The following is a 17,407-nucleotide window of genomic DNA, read 5'->3' as shown; positions in this document are numbered from 1 at the left end:
ATCAGCCCCAGGAAAGGGGGTGCGTAAATGTTAGCTGAAATGTTCCAACTGTTCGGAACGATTGGTATTAAAGCAGAAGGCGCTTATAAAGATTTACAACAATTTGAAGATCGAGTACAAAAAACTGCAAATGGAATGCATGATAAGTTCCAAAAAGCAGGAGATTCAATTAGTCATGCAGGTAACAAAATGAAAGATGTTGGTACTAACATGACAACGGGCGTTTCCTTACCTTTAGCTGGTATTGGTGCTGCCGCTGTTAAAGTAGCTTCTGATTTTGATACTTCTCAAAGAAACATCCAATCTTCTTTAGGACTTACTGAAAAAGGTGCTGAAAATCTTGGTAAAATCGCAAAAGAAACTTGGAAAGATGGATTTGGTCAAAGTATTGAAGAAGTCGATCAGTCTCTGATAAAAGTGTATCAGAACATGAAAGATGTTCCTCATGAAGAATTAGAAGAAGCTACAAAAAGCGCTATGACATTGGGTAAAACATTTGATTCTGATATCAATGAAGTAACTCGTGGTGCAGGACAGTTAATGAATCAATTTGGTATTTCTTCCAAAGAAGCATTTGATTTATTTGCTGCTGGTGGACAAGAAGGTTTAAACTATTCAAATGAAATGTTTGATAATGTGGCCGAATATGCGCCATTGTACAAACAAGCCGGCTTCTCTGCTAACGAGATGTTTACCATTATGGCAAACGGGACTCGTGATGGCAGTTATAATCTCGATTACATTAACGACCTTGTAAAAGAGTTCGGTATTCGGGTACAGGATGGTTCTAAAGGTGTATCTGATGCCTTTGCTGAAATGTCACCCCAAACACAAAAGGTCTGGGATAACTTCAACAAAGGTAAAGGAACTTCTGCAGATGTGTTTAATGCCGTCTTAGGTGATTTAGGTAAGATGGACGATAAAGTAAAAGCAAACCAACTTGGTGTTGCTGTATTCGGTACAAAATGGGAAGACATGGGTGCTCAAGCTGTCTTAGGTCTTAATAATGCAAATGGTGCGTTAGGCGATGTCGAGGGCACAATGGGAAAAATGCAGAAGACGCAGCAAGAAGCTTTTGGTGTTCGTTGGCAAAAGTTAATGCGTACTACAATGGCATCTTTAGAACCATTAGGACAAGCTATTTTAGATATTGCAGAAGTGGCACTCCCTCCAATTATTAAAGCGGTAGAAGTTGCTGCAAAAGCATTTAGTTCTATGCCTAAGCCAATTCAAATTGGTGTTGTAGCAATTCTAGGTATGGTCGCTGTCTTAGGTCCATTAGTCGCCATGATGGGCTTTATGACAAGTGGAGTTGGTGCATTTGTTGGTTCATTAAGGTTCCTAGTACCAATACTTACTAAAGTACCATTATTATTTACAGGTATTCTTAAAGTCGGCCCTAAACTTATCGGTATGTTTGGTGGAATTGGGAAAGCTCTAGCGCTGTTGGGCAGATCCATGATGACCTTACTGATGAATCCCTGGACGATTGCCATACTAGCAATTGTAGGATTAGTATATCTAATTTATAAAAACTGGGATGACATCGTAAAATACACCAAGAAAGCAGTTAAATGGATTGGCGATGTCTGTTCTAAAGCTTGGGACGCAACCGTAAAAGGTGCAAAAAAGGCATGGAATGGTTTAGGTAAGTTCTTCTCTGGATTTTGGAATGGTACAAAAAAACTTTTCAAATCTGCTTCATCATTTTTGGGTAAAGTCTTAGAAGAAGCTTGGAAATATATAAAACAAAGAATTGAATACAACATTAAAATTTGGAAAAATATTTTCGAATTTGGATGGAATGCTATTAAATTTGTTTTTAATCTAGCATTAAGTGGTTTGAAAAAAATTGTAGATGGCACATGGAAATTCATTAAGAATAGTGTCCAAAAGGCGGTTAACACCTGGAAGAAAATTTTTACTACTGGATGGAATGCTATTAAGAGAATTTTCTCTATGGCTTTAGCAATAATAAAGCAGTACGTAAAAACTGAATTCGAAAAAATGAAAAATACAATATCCAGTGTTTTTAACAAGATTAAGGAAATTGTAAAAAAAGCCTGGGACGCAATTAAATCAACCTTTACTACAGTATTAAAATTCTTAACAGATTTTGTGAAATCTTCTTGGGAATCTATTAAAGATACAATTTCTAGCGTTATGAACACAATTAAAAATGTGATTCAATCAGCTTGGAATTTTATAAAGTTTACAATCATTAATGCAGTTCGTGAATTTGTTGGGTTTGTAATTACTAATTTCAACAAATTATATAACACAATAACCGATGTTGTTGGCGGTATAAAAGAATTTATTGTTAGTAACTTTAAAACTATAAAGAAAGCAATCACTGGTGCATTTACAGGCGTTGTAGATACTGTAAAGGATGTATTTAGTAAAGTTGGTTCTATAGTAAAAAATGTAGCAAAAGATGCAGTTAGCTGGGGAAAAGATATCATTTCCGGTATTGGTGAAGGTATGTCCGGTATGGCAGATTGGCTTATAAAAAAAGCTAAAGGAGTTGTTTCGGGAATACCTAAAGCCGTATTAAAGTTCTTTGGTATCCGAAGCCCATCCCGGTTAATGATGGAATACGGGGGCTATATTACAGAAGGTCTTGGTGTAGGGATGGAAAAAATGATTCCTGCAGTAGACAAAGCTTCTGAACTATTAAATAAAGCTGTCGTTCCACCTAAACCAATGAAACTAGTAACCGATGTATCTAATCAAATTGGACAAATGGGCGCACGTTCTGCTGATTTAATTGGTAAAACTGCACATCCATTTGCTGGACAAACCCACGTTGAGAAGAAAACGGATAATGGCGTAACAATTCAAAATGCTACATTTAAAGTCTCTGTTGAAAAACTACAATCTGCAGACGACTTTGTAAAAATGAGAAAGCTGCTACAAAACGTAGTTGCTGATGATCTAATGGGAATGGCGGTGCGAAATGTATGAGTATATTAAAAACATTGCATAGAAGAGGTGGTTCATATCACCTCTTATGGGATGCTACAGAATTAAAAAGTACAATTACATATACTATTAATTTTTCATGGCCTGGGACATATAACTTCTCTTTTATGTCCCAAGTTCCTATTGGTTCTGATGGTATGTTACCGGATAAATACTTTATTGTTCGGGTAAATGGTATTGAAAAATTTAGAGCAAGAGGTGCCTATGCCTGGGAATCCAGAGAAATTTTTGTTGGTGCAGGACCACAAACAATTGAATTCACAACAAGCGGTTATGGCGGTGCAGATGTAGCTTATATACGTGACGTTCATTATTACGCTTTTGGATTCGTCCCAAACATCGCAATGATTGAGCAAACAAAAATGCCTAAATCATTAGACGGATTAAAAAACTATAATATTATGCATGGTTATCCCCGTTTCCAAAGTAACGGGAATAAAGGATGCGAAGTAGAATTCAATGTTTTATTTAACGATATCAGTTATTGGCGTGATTTCATGAGGGAAATATACCGCCCTCATATTATTACTGGCGATTACGGTACCTATGGGGGTATAATACCACCGAATGAAGTAGATGCAATACGAAAAGGAACGCTAGTCATAGCAAAATGCAAATTAATATCCATGTCACAAGCAGGAGTAGGAGTTGATGGAATGTGAGAGAAGGATCTATTTCTTTAATTAGAATGTTGGGGAGCTATTTCCAGGTTGGGGATAACTCCCCTAATTTAATTGTTTATATGAAAAGAAGAGACTCTTCTTCTTACGTACAAATACAACACCGTGTAATAGGCTTAGAAGTACAGGAGAACGCAGATCAGTTTGCTAGTACATTTACTATTACCTTTGCGAATGAATACGGGCAAATGGCTCCTGATAACTGGTATGGCAAGTTCTCTTCTATTCAAGAATGGTTTTATAACAGTGAAGTAACAAATACAAATCAGCTATATCCGCAGACTGAATTTAAGGTGTCTATCGGATACGGTGAAGAAGCTTTACCGTATATACATGGTTTTGTATCTGATGTGAAGGTAAATGCTGAAAGTGGTACGATTTCAGTAACCTGTACAACATCATATAAGAAGGTTCTGCATAAATCAGTTATTCCGACACCGGGTTCTGATGAAATTGTAGCGCCCACCGGTAATGTTTATGATGTGGTTAAATTCTTCTTTGAAAAAGCAGGAGTTACATTACACGGAAGTAGGGTAAACATTCCTGGGACTAATCAAAGTTGGATTGTTGAAGGAGCAACCGGTAAGAGGTTTCAAAAGTGGGATGAAATTGTACGCGATATTATAGATACAACATTCCATTATATAAAACATGAACCGGATGGAAGTTGTACATTCATGAAGATGCCGGACTATGCAATTAACGAACCTGCAAAATTTAGTTTTAGAGAAGGTGAAAATCTTATCTCTTTAGATATGCAGCTAACTGACCAGGACATAAGTAACAGTATTGTTGTTAAATGTGGAGATTACGCAAACGGATTTCTTAATTCATTTCTATTAAAAAATGTATCGCAGGGTGATTTACGAGAAGAAATGATAGAAGTTCCTTGGGCGACAACGTTCTTTGCAAGAAGAGCGGTTGCTGCAGCTTATCATTTAAAAGCGATTCAGAAGTTCAGAACATTAACAGTCGCAGTAATAGGTGATCCAAGGGTTCAATTATTTGATGTTATTTCTGTTTACAATAGAGATTCTGGCCAACAATGGAATTACTTTGTTAAAGGGATTAATACAATGATCTCTGCAGATGATGGATTCTATCAAACTTTAGATTTAACTGTTAATTACGGTTATGAACCAGCCCCATATACAGATATAACTGGTATCACAGTAAACGTAGATACATTACGATTGAAACTTTGGGATTGGGATGTAGAGGATGGGGACTTATTAAATATTTACTGTAATGATAAATTAGTCGCGGAAAACTATTTCATCCGAAACAATCCAACATATGTTGATATTCCACTTGAATATGGTGTGAATATTATTGTATTTGAAGCAGTTCGAAATCCTAAGGGGATTCTTACAGGGCGTTTGCAAGTACTGGATACGCAGAACAATATCTTGTTCGATTATGGTTCCTTACCAGATTTATCATTTCCTCGGGTAAATCAAGACAAAGATCACTATTATATCCAACGACCAGCAAAAACTTGGTCTGTTACGAGGGTGAACTAGGGGTGATTCTATGATAATGCAAAAAAACTTATATGATCCAATCATGTATTTGATGAAGGGCTTAATTGATAGGCAAATTTATAACGGTGGTAAACCAATGCCCGGGAATGATCCAAATGACGTATTTAAAGAAGGCATGACCGAAGGATATACACTTATTCGTGACGGTGCCCGCCTATCTGCAGTCGATGGCGATAAATACCTACACTATGATTTGGTTTTCAACGCACAAGGTATGCTAGAAAAGGTCCTTGTCTCTCATAAAGTAACTGGAAAAGAGATGGAGTTACAATTAATATACAATGCACAAAAACAGCTAGAACGTGTGCAACCGCGCCTTCTAAACAAAGGTAACGGTATGCTGTCTGATTTACCAATTCCCGATGTATCGTAATGATGCACGGGAATTTTTTAATACACGAAAAAGGGTGATTACTCTTGTTTGAAACAACCTATTTAGCCGGCGGTCGATTAGATCCGCCTTTTCATCCAACTAAAACAGAACCATTCATACCTGGATTCATTATGGATTCTTTTTCATTCCAAACAAATGAAACTACATATACTGTACCTGCAGATATGGAGCTTTATGCAATAAGTGTAAGTGCATCTATATATGAATTAGATGATAAATGGAGCTTAACTGTAAACGGTAAAACTATGTGTAAAAACATATATACCAAGGATATTCCCGAAGGTATGCACTTTATGGTTTATAAGCCTTTAGCAGCAGGTAGTACGGTTCAATTTTCATTTAAAAACCAAGGAATCCTTGATAAAACAGTATGGTTTGAATTGCATTTTTTATCATAAAGGAGGGATATCATGAGTTTTGCTGTTACATATATGGCGGGCGGTAGATTTGACGCTCCTTATTTCCCTACAAAAACGGAACCGTATATAGAAGGTAGAAGAATTGGAATAGATGATCCAGTAAAAAATGATGAATTCTCACTACCATTTGATACAGAGTTAATTGCATTCTCTATAGCTGCATCAAGTTATAGTGATCGTGATTATTGGAATCTATTTATCGATGGAAAACAAATATTTAAAAATGTTTATGTAAAAGACGTACCAGAAGGATTCAATTTTTCTATTATTAGACCTATTCCGGCTAACGCTGTATTAAAGTTCGAATACCACAATATAACCGGAACATCCAAAGTAGTAAAGCTGAATTATCAACTATTAAGAGATTAGGAGCGTGAAACCTATGGCATATATTGAAAAAATAGTATCAGAAGCAGAATTCCATATGGAGTTAATAAACACCATGATTGAAAATGGATGGAAGAAAGTAAGCAGCTTTTACAAGGTTATTTATAAAGCTACGAAATCAGACGACCCTGTTCATAATTATTGGGCTGCAAAGCATGTAATTTTAAAAAATAATGATGGTGGTTTATACGGAATTGTTCAAGCTTGGAAGTGGACCGCAAAGACTCAATTAGACATCGATTTTTCTAAGCCTGATGGTAAAACTGCATTTAAAACATACTTAGAAAACAACCCACAATATAAAGATCGTTCATGTATGTATTTATATATGATTGAAAAACTACCAAGCTATCAAGAGGATAGTGTAGTTATTATGGGAGCCGAGGACAAGAAAGAGTTCCAATCCATTATAGATGTAGAATTGGCCGAAGTGATAGCTACAGAAAAAACAGAAATAAACAACGGAAGACCTTATACATATACCGTTTATGACTATACAGATAAGCCTGATTTAATGATGTCTCCTTGGGTTAAATCTACTTTGAGAAACCCTAAATTGCTAAATATAGATGCTGATACAAATTGGTGGCCAGATTCTTTAGTTCGTATTACAGGACAAGTTGATAAAAATAGAGTTGTCCTACTAATACAAGCAGATAAAACGCCAGCATTTGAAAATAATACTGTCCCTGTAACCCCAGTATACATGGGACGCTTAGAAAGCTATGGAAATGACGACACCATAGCAGATGCTCTTTGGGCTGGAACTGCTTACGATGAAGGTGGAGAAAGTTCTTCTCACAGCTTTAATTTTGAAAGTAAAACGCCATTTAGGGACGTATCAAACTATATGCCACGCACAAAGAAATACCCTAAGTCGCCAGGTAATGGCATTGATAATGTAATTATTAAACGTTCCCGTTTTGGTGCAAGATACCAAGCACATTATATTGCGTGGAATATACCAAGTAATATTATGCCACCAGATCGGAAAGGTGCTAATGGTGGCCAATATCCTACAGCATGGCAAAGCCACGATAATGACGAATATAAGTATCAATTCAATCCATCTTTATATAGTGGTAGAGTTCATACATCTAGGGCTTATATTGTACATCCAGATGAAGGGGTACGTGGTTATATGCCGTACGTTGTACTTCTCTCCCCGTTAGGGTTGCTAAATGGAGATAAATTAAAAGTTAGAAAAAATACATGTCCAGATACACACGACATCTACAGATTCTTTACCGTGGATGCAATTTCACCAATTACAAAGATGCCAGCTACTGTATATCGTCCAGCAGGATTAGGTATTTTCGAGAAAACAATATAGGGGATGAATATAAATGTGGTTCGATAAAATTGTAAATTTACAAACCTTACCTACCGAATTAGAAAAGTTATTTGTAGATAACGGATGGAAACGTGATCTATTTTTCCGTATCCGAAGAGAAACCAGCAAATTCATAGATGTGCGATTATTCGAATCCACTGGAAGTGATTTGGAGCGTAGAAGATTTGGTTTTGCAGTTGCATACGATACTGCGGATTCTGATTTCGCAGATTCCAGATATGTAGCCACTGAATCAAGATTAGGGGATTTTGGAGTAGGAGATGGTAAGAAAACAAACTTCATTATTCCTACTTCTCCAATCATTGCTAGTTCCTTATCTGTTTATATAAATAGTATCTATCAAGAAAAAAACACTTATACAGTGGATGGTAGAACAGGATTAATTAAATTTAATACACCAGTAGCAAAAGGAGCTAGAGTTACGGGGGAATATCGTTTAGCTAACGATGCCTATGAACCAACGAACGATATTATTTTCTTCACTTATACTCGATACTTTATTGAGAAGGAAGTGAAAATGAGTGATCAAGATGCAGATTTAGGAAATGGTAATGGTACAAAAACAGCTTTTAAATTACCATACCCAGATTTTGATGAAAGCCGTTTTGCAGTATACAAAAACGGAACAATTTTAGATGCAAACAACTATACGTTTACAGGGGATACAATTATTTTCAAAGTTGCTCCTGCAAGTGCAGACAACATAAAAATTGCAGGTACTCGTTTGCTAGAATCTAGTAACGGTAGCGATGTAACAGAAATACTACCTGCTAAGACGCAATTTACCGTACAGAGCACAAATAGTGTCCTGGCTGAAATTTTTAAATCTATCAATTTTGTGAACGCTTCTCCCTATACAGTACTAAGTTTGACACCGGAGCAAAGATTCACAAAGGACTGGAAACGTGATTCCGTTGTTTACATGTACGGTAACGCTCATAAAGATCGTGTTGTAATGTTTATGCGAATTGATCCAACACCAAGCCCTGTACGAGCATTATTTGTTCCATTGTACATTGGAAGAATGTATACATTTGATAATAAACCGCAAAAGAATTTAATTATTATGGGCGGTTGCCGTTCTGGGGAAGAATTCAGCAATTCTACAAAGAAAATTGGTAATGCAAATATGGATTATGGCGAAAATACATCGGGTGGAAATCTTACGCCTGTTTTGTCTCAATCATTAACTGGATCTATGTATCAGCAGCATTACCTTGCCTTTATAACTCATAATGCCGATATCGATAGTGGCCAAGGGAGATTTAATCCTTCTATGTATAGCGGTAAATACCATTTATCACAAATTTATATCGTACATCCTAATGATGGATATGTAGGGAAACTTGATGATGTATACGCAGTACATCCAAAAAATATTCAACAAGCAGATGAGCTTGAAATTGAAAAAACTGTAACAGATGAAGTGATTGGTAAAGGCGATGGAACTAAAAAGATATTCCATTTAGAGCACAAACCAAAAGAAAATACATTGAATCTATTCATGGATTGTAAGGAAGTTCCTAAAACGGATTACGATTATAATCCGGAAGATAAAACTGTAACTTTTAAGGAATACCCTGGTGGTGAAATTCTAGCTAATTATCAAATGGCGCAATTATATCGCTACACACTACCAACAACAGCAGTTTCTCCATTCACAAGTAAGTTTTCGCCTTTCAATCCAATTGGCCTAGCAATCTATAAAGAAGATATTTAAACAAGAAAGGGGGAAGGCAAAAGATGAACGAGAAAAATTATTCGATTGCTGCCCCTTCTTTATTTATAAATGAAAAGAATCATATAGTTTCTGTTAGTCCAAGTCTTTCGTATGAAAAGACTTATTGTCTTTCTATTTCAATTGCTAATCCTTTTGGTGAAAACGAGCATGAGTTTCCTGTAAGTATGCCGCCTAATTCAAGGTTTAAGGCTGTTAAAGAGGATAATGCAGGTGTATTTGCAACAAAGGTAAACAGAATTAAAGGTGTTTTATCTGACGTGATTAACCGGGCTTCTAGAGACATTATTGAAGTTGATACAAGCATTACGACATTCAACTATTTCGATATAGATCGTAACGTTAATATAGATATTTCTGAAATGGAAAACCTCACACAATCAAGATGCTTTGCAATAGATATTACAGATGATGAGTCAGCGCAGCAACGCAGTCGTATTTTTGATATGGACCATGCGAAAGAAGAACTTGCAGATAAACCATTTGATACGCGTGAAATTAAAATCGTAAATGAATCTATTATGTCTAGAACTACAGATGAATATGAAATAAATGAAAGTATAGAAGAAGAGCTTCTTCATAAGAAAATTCGTGAGTTTGCTACAGAAGTAGAAGAACTTCCTGAATGGGTGAAAGTAGCTCGTGTATTGTATGGAGAAAAATTCTACAAAAGTATATTGGCAGACCGAAAAGAAAAAGAACTGCAGTCTAATATATTTGAGAATGGCACAGGTGAGATTGTAATTAAGGAGTTAACTGCAGTAACAACACATCCTTTAGAAATGGCAGATAGATGTATTCATGAAGTTGCTGCTTCTTATGAAGAGTATGATTTATTTAATGATCTAGGAATACCTGTTTATTTACCTAATTATGATCTATTTGCAAGAATCCAAAGAGAATTAAAAGCAGATTATACAAAATTTGATACTGCAGATAGAAATATTATTCAAGTTGATGGAGGTTCAATATCATTCGAATTAGTTGAAAGAGAACAGATAGAAACTATAGCAGCGATCCCAACAGATGAAACATTTATACGAAAAAACTTATCTGTGGAACTAGAAACCTTTGATATGGAAGATTCAAAAAGAACTCAAAATGAAGTAATAGCATCCTCTGCACGATATGAACAGGCAAATAAAATTCACTCATGTCACGATAGTGAAATTGAAGATGAAACACAATCAATTCGAGTTACAAATGAATTAACTGGGAATTCTATCGAAGTATTGGAATCGATGGATAATAAGGGCCGTGAACTTGCTATTGATGTGGTCAATACTGCAGGTGATTTTGTTTTAACTCGGTATCTTATCGCAGAAAACATCATTGGATTTGATAATGCTACTCGTGAAAAAGAACTGATCCATACCATATTAGACAATGGAACTAATGCTCAAAAAGTAGTACCAGAAGTAATAGCAGATTCCATTGAATCACGGGAGTTTAATAGGAAATCACAAAATATCCTTTCATACATTACAACAGATGAATTGAGCACACGAGAAAACAAACAAATTGATGTTATAGAAGGAGAATCCTCTACAGCAGAAAGAAGTGTTATCGAATTAGAAGCCCAAAATGAAGAAATTGATTTATTTGAAGGTATGGGATTACCTGTTTATTTACCCGATTATGATTTATTTGCAAGGGTTAAACGGGAGTTACAAGCAACGACGGTGTTGTCCGATATAATGGATCGTTCCAAAGTTACTATAACTTCTGAAATAGCTGATAGCATTGATATGGAGCGTTGCACCCAAAATATCATGACGGATGTGTCCGGAATAATAGATTTTAAAAGACCTGTATTAGAATTAGATTCACAAATCGCTAATGATTATGATGCAGCTGACACACCTGCAAAGCAGTCTTTAATACTAGAACTAGATACATTTGATAGAGATGTAAGTGTAGCAACTGATATAGAAGAATTTGAGCGATTTAACAGGGATACTTGCATAGAAAGTTCAGTGGCGGAATTTGAACCAGCGGAGAAAGTTCTGGGAATTGATACTGAAATCATCGAAAGTGAACGGTTTATTATTAATAAATTCATTGAAACCGAGTACATACAATTTGATGATTTTATTGTTAATAATATTTACCCTACTGAAATCATTGAAGTTGATGAAAATAGAAAAGTTCAAAAAGAAAAACCGAAACTATGGTTACGTCATAGCCGTTCTTCTTGGTGGACAAATTCTAATTGGAAGAAAACAAGATAGAAGGTGATGAAATGGCTACCATTGGACAAGTGTTAAAGACACCCGAACTGGGGTGGAGAAGATATGACTGTAATTCTCAAAATTTCTCACTATTTGATACAGACTTTGACCTAAGTAGCTCTGACCGATTTTACTCCGGTATTACAAATGGTCAATATATACGATTCAAGTTTTTTGGTAAACAGCTACGTGTTATTGCGGAAGTTTCTAATCTTCCTGGACAAGTTTCTATATCGATAGACGGAAATAAAGATTACTTCTCTTTAAATAGTAAAGCAGATGAAAATTATGTTTTAAAATATGAAAAGCAATTCACGGAACAGGCAATCCGTGAGTGTATTATTAAAATCGAAAACAACAATATATCATTCCATAGGTTTAACGCTTTTGATATTGATAGTTCTGGATACTTAATTGATTTTATGAGAAAAGTCTCTTTATATAAAAAAGAAGCAGGGAAAATATTTATAGAGGATTTCGATTCCATAAACCCGGAATGGATTATATCACCTTCCGAATCTTTTAGTATCGCTGCAAGAAAAGGCTTTATAAGATTGAATCATACAGCAGATAAAGATGTAATGTTACTAATCAACAAACCGCAAGGAGATATAGCAATACAAGTCATTGCTGATTATACTCCTGATGTTGAAGGGGATAAGGGCGGATTGATTATATATCAAAACGCTGATAATAAAATAGAATTTCTTGAATCTCATTCTATTAATAGTTCTAAAGAACACAGAGAATGGCTTGCTACTTCTACTGGTGAACAATGGGACTTTTATAGCAAGGTAGATGCTACCTTTGATTATGCAGATAGCGACAAATTAGAAGCGACTAAAATCGGTGTTGTATTAAAGAAAGGTGTCTCAGATTCATACAAGCCGCTAGATATTGATCGTATCATTATCACGAGTGGCCACAAATTAAAGTTAAGACAACTGTTCCCAAATAACAGAGTAATTTTAAGAGATGAAAATGGCACTACACTATCTATTAATCAAGTGAGCAAATTAAATACCGGTATAGATATAAACCTACCATCTTTAGAGTTCCAAGGAACCATTGAAGTTTACGATGAACAAAATAGCCTTATAGCAGAAAAGAAAGCCCTATTTTATGGCGGTGACATCTATAATATGGGTTCTCCTTTAAAAATCATAATGGACTCTAAAGAATTAAACGATACCGATCCAACTAATTTAGGAAATATGATTGAGGGAAAAAGAATCATTAAAATGATGGTCCAAAATGAAAATTCTGTAGCTGTTCATAATCTCAAAATTTCTATTGAGCAATATATGGAAAAGGTGGGATATACGTGGGCAAATATTTCGTTAGATAGCTTAGCTTGGGTAAAACAAATTTCAATAAATACATTAAGCGCAAATAGTTCTAGGGAGTTTTGGGTACTGGTAACTAAAGATTTAAACTACATTGGGTTTGAACCTATTTTATTTAACATTAAATTGCAACATGATTGAGGTGTTTACATGGGTACTGAAATGAAAATCAATCGTTACAAAGAAACTGTAGGTGATAGTTCATCACCCGTACTTATTGAAAAATCTGAACAAATACTCTTACAAAACGGACAAACTCAATACCTTTCAATGAATATGGAATACAACAAATTTGATATTCGAACTATTCATGTAACAAACGATAAAGATATTGAATCTATTATTTCAATTTTTGATAAGAAACAAAACGGACTACAAATATATAAGAGTAATCAAGAGAAGAAAACTTACGATATATTAGCAATCCCTTGCGAAGATAAAGATAAAACAAGTGCTGCTCATGTTTTTATTGAAAACAAAGGAAATGAACCAGCTTTATTTACATTAATCATTAAAGCAGTAAGTTTACAATAAAGGAGTGTCTTCTATGACAGAACATATCTTCAAAAGATTCACACCGTTAAAAAAGAATATATTTAATCTGGTTATTGACGAGATGTTACGTGTTGGTTGGAAACAACTGAATGAAGGAAAACCAACTTCAAATGATGTCTATGTCATGTATTCGAACGGAAATGATGGTAAAAAAAATATCTATATCGAACTTATACCATATGACGGGAGAAACATGGAGGACAGCCCACAAAAATTAGATTTTGATGTGAGATCAACGCTATATTCTGATGCTTTCTTTAAATTTTGTTATGGATATGATAAAGAGAAAGGTCGTGGGACTACTCCGGATCAATCTTGGCCGGCTAGTTGGTTCCGTGGAAGGAATTACTCTGATGGTGTTACTTCAAATGGCCCTAAAATCGCTATAGATACTGAGATTGAATTCTATCTATTCGTTGATAAGGAAAAAATTATAACTTGCACAATTCCACCTGTAAGCACAAGATTAGCTCCTGCAGTTACATATATTGGGGTACTAGGAGAATTAATGCTAGAGGAAAAACATGAACCATATACACGCGCTTTAGTTTGGTACGCTAGTGCTTGGAGTGGAAATTATTCAACATCTAACACCGGGCTTACTTTTAATCGTCCAAAAGGATCTAATGAGACGAATATCTCACAATCATATCGTAGTACTTGGTTGCAAATACCTACAGGATTAAATCCAAATATCGATAATACCTTTCTACTATCTCCGTTTTATATTTTATCAGATAGTTATGGTGTGCGTGGGAAATTGGAAGGAATATATCGGACTTCAGATACGGGTATAGTAAGTGGCGATATATTAGAAATTGAAGTGAATGGGAACATACAAAAATATAAATACGTATATGCAAGTGGTAGTTATGGTTCCTTACCTGCTCCATTAGCATTTCGTATTGAATGAGGTGATTATCATTACTGTCTTTAAAGGCATTATTCTTGAGCCTGAACTCCTATTATTAAAGAGAAGTTCAGTTCAAAGAACCGGAAAAATTATTGACGATATTTTTTTTATCGGAAGTAGAAAGTCTCTAAAACGAAACGGAATGATTTTTTGTGAGGATTTAATAGTAAATAATGATTCAAAACAAGAAATGAACTACCCTCGTAAAGAACCATTAGAGCATTCTTGGAAGAGACTAAATACGTAAATTCTAAGCGTACAACAGTAGGCTTTTTTATTTTGGTCAAAATTTGAAAGGAGGTGAGAACTTGGAAAGAATTCACGAACTCATCAAGGCATTGAATATAAGCGATGTTATTACAAGTACTCAATTTAAAGTAGGTGGTGCTATAGGTGGTGGATTAGGAACAATAATTAATTTGTTATACGGTAAAGCGAACTTAATTTGGATCTCGATTTACTGCTGGATTATCATGCTCGACTGGATTACTGGTAGTAAGGCTTCAAAACTAGATGGAACATACTCATCACAATATGGAATTGAGGGCATCACGAGAACCGTGGTGCTTTTATCATTACCAGCCCTTGCACATTTATTTGATATTGCTCTTAAACTACCTGATTTCTTTTTCTTCATGGTAGTCGGTGGATTGAGTTACCACATTTTTAATAGTTTCGCAGCAAACTGTGCACGAATCGGCTGGGAAAAATGGATTCCTGCATGGTTATTAGAAAGTGTAGCGTCCGAAATTCAAGCGAAAATCCAAAGAAGTGATGCACGAAAAGAAAAACATAATACCAAATAAAAAATACACGCCTTACATAAGGAGAGCATTGTCAAAAGACGGTGCTCTTTTTGTTTGGCAAAAAGGGGAAAATACACAATGAAAAAACCAATTAAACTATTTAGCTCATTATTTATGACTCTATTGCTCTTATTTTCGTTTGCTACGGCTTCTTTTGCCGATAGAGTACTAATTATCCAAGACTTACCGAAACAAGCATATCGCTACGGTGTAGGCGCTTATGAGGGCGTTGTAGCACATAGTACTGCAACACCAGAAGCACCAGCAATTAACATTCGAAATTATGAAGCTAGAACATGGAGAAATGCATTTGTACATTATGCTGTAGATTGGAACGAAACAGTCCAAATTGCCGATACAAAATATGTTGCTTATGGTGCTGGACCAGCTGCAAATAAAAGATTTGTTCACGTAGAACTTTCTGAAACTAGCAACCCAGATAAATTTAAATCTTCTTATGAGCGTTATGTAAAACTATTAGCTAAGATTTTAAAATATAGAGGGATTCATCCAAGCAAAGGTTTATGGACACATAAAGATATTACTTACAAATTAGGTGGAACTGACCACGAAGATCCGATTGATTACCTTCGCAGTCACGGTGTATCAGAATCACAATTCAGAGTAGACGTACAAAAGGCATATGAAGGCGAAACAGTTACAGTTAAACCAAAACCACAAGAACTATCTCAAAACGTTGTAGGCGAAACAGGAGTAGCTTATATTGATGGATTTAACATAAACCTAAGAAGTGGACCATCAACAAATTATGGTGTTATCCGTCAATTAAATAACGGAGAAGCATATCAAGTATGGGGAAAACAAGGTGATTGGTTAAATCTTGGCGGTAATCAATGGATTTATAACAACCCATCTTACATTAAATATCAAGGGGAACAAACTACTACTTCAAGTTCTGTAATAGGAAAACGTGTTGTTTCTAAAGTGGATGACCTTCGTTTCTATGACTCTGCTTCTTGGTCTGATAAAGATGTAGCAGGAACGGTAGATGAAAGACTTGGATTTACTATTGATGCTAAAGTATCCGTTAATGGTTCACCACAATACAAAGTACACAACAGTAAAGGCACAACATACTATGTAACTGCAAATGAAGCCTATGTGTATGTAAAGTAGAGAAAAGGATTTTTTTCTATAATTCTTAGTTAAACATTAAATAGAGAATTTCAAGCTTCAAAACCAAATGAGAAATGGGTAACGGATATAATCTACTTGATTTTCAATGGGCAACGCCTGTACTTATAAGCTATTTAGGATTTGTACAACAATGAAATTGTTGCCTATGAAACCAGTCGTAGAAACGACTTAAAGCTTGCGTTAGATACACTTAAAAAGGTAAAGAAAAAAGAAATGTAACGGGAATCCTCTTACATAGTGATCAAGGGTCTCAATATACATCTCGTCAATATAATCAATTACTTAAAAAAAATCAGCTGAAGGCAAGTATGTCTCGACGAGGTAACTGTTGGGATAAAGCTTGGATGGAAAACTTCTTCAGTCACTTTAAGGCAGAATGCTTTCATTTATATTCCTTCCGCAAAGCAGATGAGGTTAAATTTGCCGTGCGCAACTAAGCAACCTGAGTCCATATAAATATAGAACTCAGGTTGCTTAGTTGCGCTTTTTAAATCCTGTCTACTTGACAGGGATCACTACATTATATGGTACTCTTCTATGAATCAGTACACCATTCATATATTGTTAATGTTTGTGAGTCATGAACAATTAAATGGTTCGAAAAGTAAGGATTCAAGATAATGTATGTAAGATGAGTATAAATCGTTATAAAAAAATAAAGAAGAGCACCATTATATAGTACTCTTCTATGAATCAGTACACCATTTATATATTGTTGATGTTTGTGAGTCATGAACAATTAAATGGTTTAACAAGTAAGGATTCAAGATAATGTATGTAAGATGAGTGTAAGTTGTTACAAAAAATAAAAAAGAGCACCATTATAGGGTACTCTTTTATGAATCAGTACACCATTTATATATTGTTGATGTTTGTGAGTCATGAACAATTAAATGGTTT

General features: G+C 35.2%; 15 protein-coding genes. All 15 read left to right on the top strand.

Features of this window, described 5'->3' with window-relative positions:
• Positions 1–27 precede the first annotated feature (27 nt).
• A complete protein-coding gene (locus ACTFSL_RS15500; protein WP_440041978.1) occupies positions 28–2,964 on the top strand; it encodes a phage tail tape measure protein in 2,937 nt (978 codons plus the stop codon).
• A complete protein-coding gene (locus ACTFSL_RS15495) occupies positions 2,961–3,644 on the top strand; it encodes a hypothetical protein (RefSeq protein WP_440041977.1) in 684 nt (227 codons plus the stop codon). Before ACTFSL_RS15500 ends, ACTFSL_RS15495 begins: the two co-directional genes overlap by 4 nt.
• Positions 3,641–5,185: a hypothetical protein gene (locus tag ACTFSL_RS15490; RefSeq protein ID WP_440041975.1), complete on the top strand. Its 1,545-nt coding sequence runs from the start codon at positions 3,641–3,643 to the stop codon at positions 5,183–5,185. Before ACTFSL_RS15495 ends, ACTFSL_RS15490 begins: the two co-directional genes overlap by 4 nt.
• A 10-nt stretch (positions 5,186–5,195) precedes the next feature.
• Positions 5,196–5,579 (top strand): hypothetical protein, encoded by a 384-nt coding sequence (locus tag ACTFSL_RS15485; protein WP_224414122.1) that lies wholly within the window; start codon positions 5,196–5,198, stop codon positions 5,577–5,579.
• A 44-nt stretch (positions 5,580–5,623) separates the two neighbouring features.
• The gene (locus ACTFSL_RS15480; RefSeq protein WP_063536235.1) at positions 5,624–5,998 is read left to right on the top strand and encodes a hypothetical protein; all 375 of its coding nucleotides are present in this window, start codon (positions 5,624–5,626) and stop codon (positions 5,996–5,998) included.
• 12 nt (positions 5,999–6,010) lie between these two features.
• Entirely contained in the window at positions 6,011–6,388 is a 378-nt protein-coding gene (locus tag ACTFSL_RS15475; RefSeq protein ID WP_098293147.1) for a Low copy number virion structural protein, read from the top strand.
• A 13-nt stretch (positions 6,389–6,401) separates the two neighbouring features.
• Positions 6,402–7,739 carry a hypothetical protein gene (locus ACTFSL_RS15470; RefSeq protein WP_440041972.1) on the top strand — a complete coding sequence of 446 codons (1,338 nt, stop codon included), beginning with the start codon at positions 6,402–6,404 and terminating at the stop codon, positions 7,737–7,739.
• 13 nt (positions 7,740–7,752) lie between these two features.
• Entirely contained in the window at positions 7,753–9,480 is a 1,728-nt protein-coding gene (locus tag ACTFSL_RS15465; RefSeq protein ID WP_440041971.1) for a hypothetical protein, read from the top strand.
• A 23-nt stretch (positions 9,481–9,503) separates the two neighbouring features.
• Positions 9,504–11,729: a hypothetical protein gene (locus tag ACTFSL_RS15460; protein ID WP_440041969.1), complete on the top strand. Its 2,226-nt coding sequence runs from the start codon at positions 9,504–9,506 to the stop codon at positions 11,727–11,729.
• Positions 11,711–13,216 carry a cell adhesion protein gene (locus ACTFSL_RS15455; protein ID WP_440041967.1) on the top strand — a complete coding sequence of 502 codons (1,506 nt, stop codon included), beginning with the start codon at positions 11,711–11,713 and terminating at the stop codon, positions 13,214–13,216. The genes ACTFSL_RS15460 and ACTFSL_RS15455 overlap by 19 nt, the downstream gene beginning before the upstream one ends.
• A gap of 9 nt (positions 13,217–13,225) precedes the next feature.
• Entirely contained in the window at positions 13,226–13,609 is a 384-nt protein-coding gene (locus tag ACTFSL_RS15450) for a hypothetical protein (RefSeq protein ID WP_440041966.1), read from the top strand.
• 13 nt (positions 13,610–13,622) lie between these two features.
• Positions 13,623–14,543, top strand: coding sequence for a hypothetical protein (locus ACTFSL_RS15445; protein WP_440041964.1), 921 nt, complete (start codon positions 13,623–13,625; stop codon positions 14,541–14,543).
• A 308-nt stretch (positions 14,544–14,851) separates the two neighbouring features.
• Entirely contained in the window at positions 14,852–15,349 is a 498-nt protein-coding gene (locus ACTFSL_RS15440; RefSeq protein WP_000439586.1) for a phage holin family protein, read from the top strand.
• A gap of 78 nt (positions 15,350–15,427) precedes the next feature.
• Entirely contained in the window at positions 15,428–16,486 is a 1,059-nt protein-coding gene (locus tag ACTFSL_RS15435) for an N-acetylmuramoyl-L-alanine amidase (protein WP_440041963.1), read from the top strand.
• 245 nt (positions 16,487–16,731) lie between these two features.
• Positions 16,732–16,944, top strand: coding sequence for a DDE-type integrase/transposase/recombinase (locus ACTFSL_RS15430; protein ID WP_098299503.1), 213 nt, complete (start codon positions 16,732–16,734; stop codon positions 16,942–16,944).
• Positions 16,945–17,407: the final 463 nt, after the last annotated feature.

It is taken from the genome of Bacillus cereus group sp. MYBK108-1 (assembly GCF_051917185.1).
In the GTDB taxonomy this organism is placed as follows: Bacteria; Bacillota; Bacilli; order Bacillales; family Bacillaceae_G; genus Bacillus_A; species Bacillus_A cereus.
This window is presented reverse-complemented; position numbering and strand designations above follow the sequence as displayed.